Below are 13,881 nucleotides of genomic sequence, written 5' to 3' on the forward strand. Positions count from 1 at the left end.
GGGTGCGGAAGGCGTGGAGGGCTTCCCGCCGTACCCGGACCGCACCGGCCGGCCCGCCGGCTACCGGGCCCGGGGGTCGCGGCGCCCCCGGCGGTTCGTCGACCGAGCTGGGCTGCGCGCGGCCGTGCCAGGTGTAGACCTCGGCGGCCGGCCCGGCGGCGGACCCGGTCGGGCTTCCTTCCCCTCCGAACTCTCTCTCACGCAGTGGGGTGATCCGCGATGACCAGCGGCATGTCGGGCGAGCGCGAAGAGCTGCTGCGGCGGCGGCTGGCCGGGGCCCGGTCCCGGCCGGACGGACCGGCCGCCGGGGCCCGGGCCGGCCGGCCGGTGCTGTCGCACGGCCAGCGCCGCATCTGGTTCATCGACCGGCTCCAGCCGGGCAGTCCCGGCTACACCATCCCGATCGCCTACCGCCTGCGCGGCGCCCTGCACGTCGGTGCCCTGCACGGTGCGCTGGCCGCGGTGACCCACCGGCACGAAGTGCTGCGGACCCGGTTCCCGGTCGAAGGCGACGAGCCGTACCAGGACATCGCGCCGGACTGGCCCGGTCTGGCGCTCGACGACCTCAGCGGCTCCGGCGACCCGGTGGCCCGGGCCCGGGAGGTGGTGGCCGAAGCGGCGTACAGCACCTTCGACCTGGCCGCCGGACCGCTGCTGCGGGCCAAGCTGCTGCGGCTGGCCGCCACCGACCACGTCCTGCTGATCACCGTGCACCACAGCGTCTTCGACGGCGCCTCCCTGAGCGTGTTCTCCGGCGAGCTGGCCGAGGCGTACTCTGCGATCGCCGGCGGCGGGCGGCCGGAGCTGGGGGAGGAGCCGGTGCAGTACGCGGACTTCGCGGCTTGGCAGCACCGGTACCTCACCGACGAACGCGTGGCCGAAGACCTGGCTTACTGGCGGGAGCGGCTCGACGGCCTCGCCCCCGTCCTCGCCCTGCCCACCGACCGGCCCCGGCCGAAGATCGCGTCCGCCCGCGGCGGCGCCGCCGGGTTCACCGTGCCCGCCGCGACCACCACCGCGCTGCGCGAGCTGGCCCGCGCCCGTTCGGCCAGCCTGTTCCTGGTCACCTTCACCGCGTTCCACGCGGTGATCGGCCGCTACGCCGGCACCACCGACGTGGTGCTGGGCGTGCCGGTCGCCGGGCGCGACCGGCGCGAGCTGGAGAACATGATCGGCTTCTTCGCCCAGACCCTGCCCGTGCGGGTGGACTGCGGCGGCGAGCCGACCTTCGCCGCATTGCTCGACCGGGTCCGCGACCGCTTCTCCGAAGCCACCGCGCACCAGCGCCTGCCGTTCGACCGGCTCGTGGAGCACCTGGCCGATCGCCGGGACCTCTCGCACAACCCGATCGTGCAAGTGCTGTTCAACGTGCTCGGCGCGGGAACCGGGGCCGGCGTGCCCCGGCTGCCCGGGATCGAGGCGGCCGAGTTCGGCGCCGCCGCCGCGACCACCCGCTTCGACCTCGAACTGCACCTGGTCGACGAGGGCGACCGGCTCGACGGACGCGTGGTGTTCGCCGCCGACCTCTTCGACGACCGGACGATGTCCTGGTTCACCGGGCACTTCCTGGCCATGCTGACCGCGGTCGCGGCCGACCCCGGGGTCCGGGTCGGCCGGGTCCCCCTGATCACCCCCGAAGAGCTCGCGCTCATCGAGGCGTGCAATGACCGGTCCGTAGAGAGCGAGTATGCGTGAGCAAGTCCGGAACCACCGAACACCCGCCCACGATGGGAGACCTGTTCCGCGAACCGCGGGCCCGGGCGTACTTCCTCGGGGTGGGGGTGTCCCTGTTCGGGGACAACGTGCTGACCCTCGCCGCCGGCGTCTGGGTCAAGACGCTCACCGGCAACGACGGCGCGGGCGGGCTCGTGTCGTTCTTCCTGCTGCTGCCGACGCTGTTCTCGCCGTTGTTCGGGGTGCTGGCCGACCGGGTGCGCAAGCGGTCGCTGATGATCGCCACCAACGCGTGCCTGGCGGTGATCGTGCCGTCGCTGCTGTTCGTGCACGCCGCGAACGACGTCTGGCTCGTCTACCTCGTGATGCTGGCTTCGGGCGTGGCCATCGCGGTGCTCGCGGCCGCGCAGAGCGGCCTGTTCGTCACGATGCTGCCCGAACGGCTGCTGGGCACGGCCAACAGCACCTACACCTCCATGCAGGAGGGGATGAAGGTGCTCGCGCCCGCCGCCGGGGCCGCCCTGTTCGTCTGGGTCGGCGGTGGCCTGATCGGCCTGCTCGACGGGCTGACGTTCCTGGTCGCGTGCGCGGTGCTGTGGAAGATCAAGGTGCCCGAACCGGCGCCGAAGCCCCGGCACGCCAAGCTGCGCGCCGAACTCACCGAAGGGTTCCGGCACCTGGCGAAGGTCGCCGAGCTGCGCGTGGTCGTCGGCGCCGCCGCGGTGATCATGCTGACCGCCGGGTTCGTCACCACCGCGCTGTTCGGCGTGGTCAGCACCGGTCTCGGCCGGGCTCCGGCGTTCCTCGGCGTGGTGACCAGCATGCAGGGCATCGGCTCGGTCGTCGGCGGGCTGCTCGCGCCGCGGCTGATCGCGAAGCTCGGGGAGGCGCGCACGGTCGGCTGCGCGGCGGTGCTCAACGCCGCCGGCACCGCGCTGCTGGCCGTCCCGTCCGTCGCGGTGGTGCTGCCCGGCAACGCCTTGCGGGGGGTCGGGCTGGCCTGGATGCTGATCGGCGCCATCACGCTGATGCAGCGGCGGACCCCCGGCGAGCTGATGGGCCGGGCCGCCTCCGGGCTCTACATGCTGCTGTTCGGCCCCTCGGTGCTCGCCCTGCTCACCGGGGCGGGACTGACCAATGTGGCCGGTCATCTCACCCTCGTCGTCGTCGCCGCGGTCCTGGCCGCGGTGGCGGGCGCCGCCGTGCTGCTGCGGCGCGATCGTCCGGATCGGATGTCCACAAAGGAGGAATCGTGAACGGGGAAACGCGGTACCGGGTCGTGGTGAACCACGAAGACCAGCACTCGATCTGGCCGGCCGATCGGGACAACCCGCCCGGCTGGTCCGACGAAGGCTTCAGCGGGCCCCAGGACGACTGCCTCGCGCACATCGCCGAGGTGTGGACCGACATCACCCCGCGCAGCGTCCGGGAGGCGCTGGCGCGTCCGCAGTCCTGACCCGAGGAGAGCGCATGTCGACGCGACGCCCGGACCTGTCGGACGAGCAGAACGCCCTGCTCGCCCGGCTGCTGCGCGGCTCGAAGGCGGGCCTGGACCGGCCCACCGGCCCCGCGCTGGAACCGCGCCCGGCCGGATCGGCGCCGGTGTTGTCGTTCGCGCAGCAGCGGCTGTGGTTCCTCGACCGGCTGCAACCCGGCGCGGTCGCCTACGTCATGCCCGAGGCGACGTACCGGATCACCGGTCCCCTCGATCCGGCCGCGCTGGAAACCGCGCTGCGGCTGGTGTTCGACCGGCACCCGGTGCTGCGGTCGCGGTTCCCCGAGGCCGAGGGCGGACCCCGCGTGGAGCACGTGGACGGCATTCCGCTGCGCCGGGTCGACCTCACCGGCGCCCCCGACCCGGTGGCCGCGGCGGCGGAGTTCACCCGCGCCGAAGGGGGCACGCCGTTCGAACTGGCCACCGGCCCGCTGGTGCGCACGACGCTGCTGCGGCTGGGCGCCGAGGACCACGTCCTGCAGACCACCGCGCACCACAGCGTCTTCGACGGCTGGTCGATGGACGTCTACGGCCGCGACCTCGGTCTCGCCTACCGCGCGGTGCTCGGCGGCACGGAACCGGACTGGCCGGATCTGCCCGTGAGCTACGCGGATTTCGCGGCCTGGCAACGAGAAGTGCTTTCCGGGGCCGCCACCGAAGCCGCCTCGCGGCACTGGCGGGAGGTGCTGGCCGGGGCGCCCCCGGTGCTGGAGCTGCTCGCCGACCGGCCTCGTCCGCCGGTGCCTTCACAGCGCGGCGGGACGATCGGGTTCACGGTCCCGGCCGCGACCGCCGAGGCGCTGCGGGCGTTGTCGCGGGAGCACGGCGCGTCGCTGTTCATGACGACGCTCGCCGCGTACCAGGTGCTGCTGGGCCGCTACGGGCAGACTTCGGACGTGGTGGTCGGCATCCCCACCGCCGGCCGTACCCGCCCGGAGCTGGAAGACCTGATCGGCTTCTTCGTGAACTCGCTGCCCCTGCGCGCGGACGTGCGCCGCGAGCGGCGGTTCACCGAACTGCTCGCTTCGACGCGCGAAGCCGTGCTGGACGCGTTCGCCCACCAGGACCTGCCGTTCGACAAACTGGTCGAGGACCTGGCCCCGGAACGCGATCTCAGCCGCAACCCCCTCGTGCAGACCTGGTTCGACCTGTTCACCCCGCGCACCACCCTGCACGTCGACGGCGCCGTCACCGAGCGGTTCGCGCCGCCCTGGACCACCACCCGGTTCGACCTGGAGCTGCACCTGCACGACCAGCCCGACGGCACGCTCGCCGGGCAGCTCGTCTACGCGGTCGACCTGTTCGAGCGCGCTACAGCCGAACGGTTCGCCCGCCACTACCGCACCCTGCTCGAAGCCGTGGCGGCCGAGCCCGGGCTGGCGTTGCGCGACGTCGTCCTTTCCGACCAGGGCGAACGCCACCGGCTGCGGTACCTGGGGAACGGCCCGGACCCCGGCGCACGAACCGCGAGCACGGCACCCGGCGGCACGGTCACCGACGCCTTCGAACACCAGGCCGCGGCGACGCCGGACGCGCTCGCCCTGGTCAGCGGCGGCGAGCGCGTCACCTTCGGCGAGCTGAACGCCCGCGCCAACCGGATCGCGTGGGCCCTGCGCGAGCACGGCGTCGGACCGGACGACGTGGTCGGGCTGCTGCTGCCGCGGGGCCCGGCCCTGATCGTCGCCCTGCTGGGCGTGCTCAAGGCGGGCGGCGCCTACCTGCCGCTGGACCGGGAGCTGCCCGACGAGCGCCTGCACTACATGCTCGGCAACGCCGGCACGACGCTGGCGGTCACGAACGAGGAGCTGGCCGCCCGCCTCCCCGGCGGAGTCCGCCCGGTCCTGGGCGGCGGCGCCCCGACCGGCAACCCGCCCCGGGTCACCACCGCCGACCACCTGATCTACGTCATCTACACCTCCGGTTCGACCGGCCGCCCCAAGGGCGTGGCCATGGCCCACCGGCCGCTGCGCAACCTCATCGCCTGGCAGCTCGGCCGGTGCGGGGTGGCGGGCCCGACCCTGCAGTTCTCCGCGATCAACTTCGACATCTCGTTCCAGGAGCTGTTCACCAGCTGGCTCGGCGGCGAGTCCGTCGCACTGGTCACCGAGGAGCAGCGCCGCGACGGCGGCCAGCTGCTCGACGCCATGATCGAGGCGGGGACCCGCCGGCTGTTCTGCCCGCCGATGGTGCTGGAGCAGATCGCCCAGGCGGCCGCCGACCGGGACGTGCTGCCGCCGCTGCGCGAGATCCAGACCGCCGGTGAGCAGCTCCACCTCGGCGACGAGGTGCTGGACCTGCTCGACCGGCTCCCGGATGTGCGCGTCGACAACCAGTACGGGCCCACCGAGGCGCACGTGATCACCGCGCACCGGCTGACCGGGGACCCGTACGGCTGGCCCGCCGCCCCGCCCGTCGGCACCCCGATCGCCGGCACCCGGGTCCACGTGCTCGACGAGGACCTGCGGCCGGTGCCCGTCGGCCTTCCCGGCGAGGTTTACGTCGGCGGGGTCTGCCTGGCCCGCGGCTACCTCAACCGCAGCGACCTGACCGCCGACCGGTTCCGGCCCGACCCCTTCGGCACCGAGCCCGGGGCGCGGCTCTACCGGACCGGGGACGTGGCGAGCTGGGGCGACGACGGCGCGCTGCGGTTCCACGGCCGGGCCGACGACCAGGTCAAGATCCGCGGGTACCGGATCGAACCCGGCGAGGTCGAGGCCGTGCTGGCCGCGCACCCCCGGGTCCGCGAAGCCGCGGTCGTGCCGGTCGAGCTGGTCCCGGGCGACCTGCGCCTGGCCGCTTATGTCGTGGCCGCCGGGGAAGCACCGCCCGACCACGTGCTGCGCGCCCACCTGGAGCAGCGGTTGCCGGACTACATGGTGCCCGGCTACCTGGTGTTCCTGCCCTCGCTGCCGCTGACCGGACCGGGCAAGCTGGACCGCAAGGCGCTGCCGCGGCCCGACCGGGAAGCCGGTGCGGTCCGCGGGTACACCGCGCCGCGCGACCGGGCCGAGGCCGCGATGGCGGAGATCTGGGCGGCGGTCACCGGACTGCCCCGCGTGGGCGCGCACGACGACTTCTTCGAGCTGGGCGGGCACTCGCTGCTGGCCACCCGGGTGATCGCCCGGGTCAACCGGGAGTTCGGCCTCGAACTGCCGTTGCGTGCCATCTTCAGCCACCGCACGGTCGCCCGGCTCACCGCCGCGGTGCACGGCGGCCCGGCCCCGGCGCCGACCCGCGCGCCGCTGAGGCCTCGCGCCGGGGACGGACCGGCGCTGCCGTCCTTCGCCCAGCAGCGGCTGTGGTTCATCGACCGGCTGCAACCCGGCTCGGTCGCCTACGTCATGCCGGACACCACGTACCGGATCCAGGGGCCGCTGGACCCGGTGGCGCTGGAAACCGCGCTGCACCGCGTGATCGAGCGCCAGGCGGTGCTGCGGTCGCGGTTCGTCGAGGACGGAGGGCAGCCGCGGCTGGTGTTCGACCCCCCGGACGCGATCCCGCTGCGCCACCACGACCTCACCGGCGAGCCGGACCCGGCGGCCGCGGCGCTGGACTTCACCCTGGCCGCCGCCCGCGAACCGTTCACCCTGACGGAGCCGCTGCTGCGGGCGACGCTGCTGCGGCTGGGTGAGGACGACCACGTGCTCCAGCTGACCGTGCACCACAGCGTGTTCGACGGCTGGTCGATGGGCGTGCTCGAAGCGGACCTCAGCGCCGCGCTGCGCGGCCCGGACCCCGGCTGGGCCCCACTGGTCGTCGACTACGCCGATTTCGCGGCGTGGCAACGGGAAACCCTGACCGAGGAGGTCATCGCCGCGCACGCCGCCTACTGGCGCGACCGGCTGGCGGGGGCGCCCCCCGCGCTCGAACTGTGCACCGACAAGCCACGGCCGCCGCTGCCGTCCCACCGCGGCGCCACGGTCCGGTTCACGCTGCCCGCCACCCTGGTGACCCGGCTGCGCGAGCTGGCCCGCCGGCACGACGCCACCCTGTTCATGCTGGCCGTCGCCGCTTACCAGGTGCTGCTGGGCCGGTACGCGGCCAGCGACGACGTCGTCGTCGGCTGCCCGGCCGCGGGCCGGGACCGGCCGGAGCTGGAGCCGCTGGTCGGGTTCTTCGTCAACTCGCTGCCGCTGCGCGCCGACCTGGCCGGCGACCCGTCGTTCACGCGGCTGCTGGACCAGGTGCGCGACACCACCCTGGACGCCTTCGCCCACCAGGAGCTGCCGTTCGAGCGGCTGGTGGAGGAACTGGCCCCGCCGCGCGACCTGAGCCGCAACCCGGTCGTGCAGGCCTGGTTCGACCTGTTCACCCCGTCCTGCGCGCTGGAGGTGGCCGGTGCGGGCACCGAGCGGTTCACCCCGCCCTGGGCCACCACCCGGTTCGACGTCGAACTGCACCTGGCCGAGGACGCCGACGGCGGGCTCACCGGTGACCTGGTCTACGCGCTCGACCTGTTCGACCACGCCACGATGACGGGTTTCGCCGGGCACTACACCACGCTGCTCGCGGCCGTCGCCGACGACCCCGACCGCCCGACGTCCGAGCTCCCGCTCGCCGGACCGTCCGAACTGGACCGCATACGCGGCTGGAACGACGCCGCCGCGCTGCCCGAGCCGGCGACGGAGACCGTCACCGAGCGGTTCGCCCGCGTCGCGCGCCGCACCCCCGACGCGCCCGCGCTGATCGCCGGCGGCACCCGGCTGTCCTATAGCGAAATCGCCGAGCGGGCCGCCCGGCTCGCCGGGGCGCTCGCCGCCCGGGGCGCCGGGCCGGAGACGCTGGTCGCGGTGAGCCTGCGGCGCACCGCGGACCTGCCGGTGACCCTGCTGGCCGTGGCGACGGCGGGCGCCGCTTACGTGGCCCTCGATCCCGCCCACCCCGCCGAGCGGCGGCACGGCCTCACCGCGGACTCCGGCGCGCTGCTGGTGATCGCGGACGAGGACGACGGCTACCCGGCCCCGGTCGTCACCGTCACGGACCTGGAACGGGCGCCGGTCGCGCCGGTCGCGGCGACCGGGCCGGGAAACGCGCTCTACGTCGTCTACACCTCCGGTTCGACCGGGCGTCCCAAGGGCGTGGTCATGCCGCACGGCCCGACCGCGACGCTCATGCGCTGGGCCGAGGACCGGTACCCGCAGGCCCCCGTCGCGTTGCAGTACTTCCCGGTGACCTCGGACGTCTGCAGCTACGAGCTGTGGTCGACGTGGTGGGCGGGCGGCTGCGCGGTGCTCGCCGACGAAACCGACCGGCTCGATCCGGACCGGGTGGCGGCGCTGATCGAGCGGCACGGCGTCACCACCGTCCTGCTGCCCGGCGCGATGCTGGACGAGGTCGCCGCCCGCCGTCCGCGCGGCCTGCGCCAGGTGATCACCACCGGCGACCGGCTGGCGGTCACCGACGCCATCCGCGCGCTCGGCGTACCGGTCGACAACCAGTGGGGCTCCACCGAGGTCAACGTGGTCACCGCCCAGCGGCTCGAGCCGCCGCCGGAGCACTGGCCGGACGCGCCGGGCATCGGCGGGCCGGTGTCCGGGGGCCGGATCCACGTCCTGGACGGGCGGCTGCGGCCGGTGCCGGTGGGCGTCCCCGGTGAGCTGTACGTCGGCGGGCCGCAGCCCGCGCGCGGATACCTCGGCCTCCCCGGCCGCACCGCGGCGGCGTTCCTGCCCGACCCGTTCACCGGCCCCGGGGCCCGCATGTACCGCACCGGCGACCGGGGCCGGTGGCGCCCGGACGGGACCCTGGAGTTCCTGGGCCGCACCGATTTCCAGCTCAAGGTGCACGGCTACCGGGTCGAACCGGGGGAGATCGAGGCCGTGCTGCGCGAGCACCCGGCGGTGCGGCGGTCGGTGGTCGTCGCGCACCGCACCGGCGCCGGGCCACGTCTCGCGGGCTACGTGTCACCGGTGGAGGGACGAAAGGTGGACGACGCCGGGCTGCGCGAGCACCTGCGCCGCCGCCTGCCCGACCAGCTCGTCCCGGACGCCCTGGTCGTCCTGCCCCGGCTGCCGCTCACGAGCACCGGCAAGGTCGATCGCGCCGCCCTGCCCGTGCCCGCGTCCGGGGCGGCCGGGTCCGCGGCCCCGCGTCACGAAACCGACGAGCGGATCCTCGCGGTGTGGCGGGAAGTCCTCGGCCGCGACGACATCGGGGTGCGGGACAGCTTCTTCGACCTCGGCGGCCATTCGCTGCTGTGCGTGCAGGTGCTCAGCCGCGTCAACCGCGAATTCGCGGTCGAGCTGCCGTTGAGCTCGCTGTTCAGCCACCGCACAGTGGCCGGGCTCGCCGACCTGATCGCCACGGCCGAGCCCGCCGCGCGCCCGCTGCGGCCCGCGCCCGCGGACGCCCCGCTGGTGCCCTCGTCGGCGCAGCGGCGCCTGTGGTTCCTCGAGCAACTCCAGCCGGGCACGCCCGCCTACCTCGTGCCCTGCACCTACCGGCTGCACGGACCGGTCGACGCGCCGGCGCTGGCCCGTGCTTTCGGCGAGGTCCAGCGGCGGCACTCGGTGCTGCGCTCGCACCTGCCGGACGAGCAGACCGTGGTCGTCCGCGCCGAGCCGGTGCCGCTGGAGCTGGTGGACCTCTCGGGTGCGCCGGACCCGGCCGCGGCGGCGCGCGAGCGGGCCGCCGAATCCGCGGCGGTCCCGTTCGACCTGGCCACCGGACCGTTGCTGCGGGGCACCCTGTTCCGGCTCGACGCCGAAGACCACGTGCTGCACGTCGTGGTGCACCACGCGGTGTTCGACGGGGTCTCCCGGCAGGTCTTCACCCGCGACCTCGCCGCGGCCTACCGGTCCGAGCCACGACCGGCGCTGCCCGTCCAGTACACCGATTACGCGGCCTGGCAACGGGAGAACCTGGCCGTCGAGGACCGCGTCGCCTACTGGCGGGAGGCGCTGCGCGACGTCCCGCCGGCGATCGAGCTGCCCACCGACCACCCGCGCCCGCCGATGCCGTCCTCGCGCGGCGCCTCGGTCGAGTTCGCCATCCCGGCGGCGACCACCGCCGCCCTGCGCGAGCTGGCCGGGGCGCACCGGGCCACGCTGTTCATGACGACGCTCGCGGCGTTGCAGGCCCTGCTCGGCCGGTACGCGCGCACCGACGACGTGGTGGTCGGCTGCCCGACCGCCAACCGGACCCGGGCCGAGGTCGAAGACCTGGTCGGGTTCTTCGTGAACGTGCTGCCGCTGCGCGCCGACCTGTCCGGGGCGCCGGAGTTCACGAAGCTGCTGGCGCAGGTGCGCGACACGACCCTGGCCGGTTTCGCCCACCAGGACCTGCCGTTCGAGCAGCTCGTCGAAGAGCTCGCACCGCCGCGCGACCTGAGCCGCAACCCGGTCGTCCAGGCGTGGTTCCAGTTGTTCGAGACCGACGGGCTGGACGAGCTGAGGCTGCCCGGCGTGCGCGTGTCGCCGTTCGAGGGGGAAGCGCGGACCACCCGCTTCGACCTCGAACTGCACCTGCTCACCGAGCCGGACGGGACGATCACGGCCGAACTGGTGTACGCGACGGACCTGTTCGAGGCGGACACCGCGCGCCGGTTCGCCGGCCACTACGCCACGCTGCTCGACGAAGTGGCCCGCGACGCCGCCCGCCCGGTGCGGGACATTCCCGTCGCCGGCCCGGCCGAACTGCGCCAGGTGCTCACCGGCTGGAACGACACAGCCGTGCCGCTCGGCGAAGCCACTCTCGCCGAACGCTTCGAGGCACAGGTCCGCCGCACGCCCGACGCGACCGCCGTGTCCGGCGCGCAGCGGCTGACCTACGCCGAGCTGAACGCCGAGGCCGATCTCCTCGCCACCCGGCTGCGGGAACGCGGCGCCCGCCCGGACGACGTGGTGGCCGTCGTGCGGCCGCGCGGCGCCGCGTTCGTGACGGCTCTGCTGGGGGTGGTGAAGGCGGGGGCGGCGTACCTGCCGGTCGATCCGGACCTGCCCGGCGATCGCGTCGCCCACATGGTCGATCGCGCCGGGGTGCGGCTCGCCGTCGACGACGGCGGGGTGACCCCGGTGGGAGGGGACCCGCGCCCGGCCGCCGTCCCGCCACCACCGTCCACACCGGACAATCTGGCGTACGTGCTCTACACCTCCGGGTCCACCGGGCGGCCCAAGGGCGTGGCGGTGGCGATCCGGTCGCTGCTCAACCTGGTCGACTGGCACCTCGGCACCTACCGCCTCGGCCCCGGCGACGTGGTGAGCCAGGTCGCCAGCCCGTCGTTCGACGCCGCCGGCTGGGAGATCTGGCCCGCACTGCTGTCCGGCGCGTGCCTGGACATCCCGCCCCAGGAGACGGCCGAAGTGCCGTCGGCGCTGGCCGGGCATTTCGCCGAGGCCGGCACCACGGTGACGTTCGTGCCCACGCCGCTGGCCGAAGCCCTGCTGGCCGAACCGCTGGGCCCGCCCCTGCGCGCGCTGCTCACCGGCGGCGACGCCCTGCGGCCCCGTCCCGGCGACGATCCCGGCGTACCGGTGGTCAACCACTACGGCCCCACCGAGAACGCGGTGGTCGCGACGGCCACCGGCCCGCTCGGGCCGCCGTGGGGGGTGCCGCCGATCGGGGCGCCGATCGCCAACGTCCGCGCGTACGTCCTGGACGACGGGCTGCGGCCGGTCGGGGCGGGCCTGCCCGGCGAGCTGTGCCTCGGCGGCGCCGGGGTGGCCCGCGGCTACACCGGGGAGCCGGCGATGACGGCGGAGTGGTTCGTGCCCGACCCGTTCGGCGAGCCCGGCGCCCGGCTGTACCGCACCGGAGACCTGGTGCGGTGGCTCCCGTCGGGCACGCTGCAGTTCCTCGGCCGGCTCGACGACCAGCTCCAGGTGCGCGGCTACCGGATCGAGCCGGGCGAGGTGGAGGCCGCGCTGCTGGCGTGTCCCGGGATCACCGCCGCCGCGGTCGCGGTCTCCGGCGACCGGCTCACCGGCTACCTCGTCGGGAACCCTCCGGAGCCGGCGCAACTGCGCACCCGGCTCGCCGAAGTCCTGCCCCGGCCCCTGATCCCGGCCGTGTTCGTCCCGCTGGAGCGGCTGCCGCGCACCCGGTCGGGCAAGCTCGACCGGCGGGCGCTGCCCGCCGCGCCCCGCCCGGCCGGGACGGGGGTGGCGCCCCGCGATCCGGTCGAGGCGGCGATCGCCGGGATCTGGGCCGAGGTACTGGGCCTGGACCGGGTCGCGGTGCACGACGACTTCTTCGACCTGGGCGGGCATTCGCTGCTCGGTACCCGGGTCATCGTCCGGATCGAGGACGCCTTCGGGGTCCGGCTGCCGATGCGGGTGGTGTTCGAGCGGCGGACCGTCGCCGAGCTCGCCGCCGGGGTCGCCGACGCGGTCCGGGCCGAGATCGAGCGGATGCCGGACGAACAGGTCACGACCGAGCTGCGGTGATGGGCCGTGGTGCCGGCTTGTGGTGACGGCTTGTGGTGACGACGAGCGGGGAGGGCGCAGTGGAGGCTGGGGGCGAAGGCGTGGTGACCGAGACGGAGACCGGGCGGTTCGCGGTGCCGTACATGGCCATCGGCACCGTCATCGACGAACGGGAGACCGCGGCGGTGCGGGAGGTGCTGACGTCGGGGCTGCCGTTGTCGCAGGGGGTGTGGCGGCAGCGGTTCGAGGAACGGTTCGCCGAGCACGTGGGCGTGCGGCACGCGGTGTCGGTGACCAGCGGCACGGTCGCGCTGGAACTGGTGATCCGGCTGCTGGACCTGCGGCCGGGGGACGAGGTGATCACCACGCCGCAGACCTACCAGGCCACCATCCAGCCCCTGCTGGACACCGGGGCCGTGGTGCGCTTCGCCGACGTCCGCGCGGACACCGCCAACATCGACCCCGACCGGATCGCCGAGCTGATCACCCCGCGCACCCGGGCGATCGTGCTCGTGCACTACGGCGGCCTGCCCGCCGACATGGCCGAGATCATGCGCCTGGCCGAGGAGCACGGCATCGTCGTGGTCGAGGACGCCGCGCACGCTCTCGGCGCCCGCCACCACGGCCGCGCCGCGGGCGGGCTCGGCCACGTCGGCTGCTTCAGCTTCCACTCCAGCAAGAACATCTCGACGCTGGGCGAGGGCGGCATGATCACCCTGGACCGCGACGACTGGGCGCGGCGGCTGCGGCTGGTCCGCGGCAACCAGGCCGACCTGCTGCTCACCGCGGCCGGGACCGCCTTCGGCGATTCCACCAGCCCGCCACCGGGCGCGCTGTTCCCCGGCGACGCCTACACCCACGAATGCCGGGGCGTGCGGCGGGCGGGCACCAACGCGACGCTGAGCGAGGCCGCCGCCGCGGTGGGCCTGGTGCAACTGGACAAGCTGCCGCGGCTGACCGCCCGGCGGCGGGCGGTCGCCGACCGGCTGACCGCGGAGCTCGCGGAATTCGGCGAGGTCCGCCTCCCGCCCGTCCCGGCCGGGGTGGAGCACGCCTACCACCTGTTCACCTTCTACGTCGACCCGGCGCGGGTCGACCGCGACGAGCTGGTCCGCTGCCTCGCCGACGAGGGCGTGCAGACCTACCTGCGGTACTTCCCGCTGCACCTGCTCCCGGAGTGGCGGGCCCGCGGCCACCGCCTCGGCGAGTGCCCGGTCGCGGAACGCCAGTGGTTCACCGAGCACATGAACCTGCCCTGCCACCCCGGCCTGTCCGACGCGCAGGTCGAGCTGCTGACCACGGCGCTCGGCTGCGCGCTGCGCAAGGTGATCGGCCGCTGAGGCCGGTTTA

The 13,881-nt window shown here is 74.7% G+C and carries 5 protein-coding genes; all 5 read left to right on the forward strand.

Annotation, left to right across the window (positions count from 1 at the left end; translation table 11 throughout):
• Positions 1 to 219 precede the first annotated feature (219 nt).
• The 5 genes from NYF13_RS27765 to NYF13_RS27785 are packed head-to-tail and all read left to right on the forward strand — an operon-like array spanning position 220 to position 13,871.
• A complete protein-coding gene (locus NYF13_RS27765; protein WP_315660727.1) occupies positions 220 to 1,695 on the forward strand; it encodes a condensation domain-containing protein in 1,476 nt (491 codons plus the stop codon).
• Positions 1,692 to 2,930, forward strand: a complete 1,239-nt coding sequence (locus NYF13_RS27770; protein ID WP_315660728.1) for an MFS transporter — start codon at positions 1,692 to 1,694, stop codon at positions 2,928 to 2,930. The genes NYF13_RS27765 and NYF13_RS27770 overlap by 4 nt, the downstream gene beginning before the upstream one ends.
• Positions 2,927 to 3,130 (forward strand): MbtH family protein, encoded by a 204-nt coding sequence (locus NYF13_RS27775; RefSeq protein ID WP_315660729.1) that lies wholly within the window; start codon positions 2,927 to 2,929, stop codon positions 3,128 to 3,130. The genes NYF13_RS27770 and NYF13_RS27775 overlap by 4 nt, the downstream gene beginning before the upstream one ends.
• 14 nt (positions 3,131 to 3,144) lie before the next feature.
• Entirely contained in the window at positions 3,145 to 12,552 is a 9,408-nt protein-coding gene (locus tag NYF13_RS27780; RefSeq protein ID WP_315660731.1) for a non-ribosomal peptide synthetase, read from the forward strand.
• Between the two features lie 35 nt (positions 12,553 to 12,587).
• The gene (locus NYF13_RS27785; protein ID WP_315660732.1) at positions 12,588 to 13,871 is read left to right on the forward strand and encodes a DegT/DnrJ/EryC1/StrS family aminotransferase; all 1,284 of its coding nucleotides are present in this window, start codon (positions 12,588 to 12,590) and stop codon (positions 13,869 to 13,871) included.
• The last annotated feature ends 10 nt before the right edge of the window (positions 13,872 to 13,881 follow it).

Origin of the sequence: Amycolatopsis sp. PS_44_ISF1 (assembly GCF_032335455.1) — a bacterium.
GTDB lineage: Bacteria > Actinomycetota > Actinomycetes > Mycobacteriales > Pseudonocardiaceae > Amycolatopsis.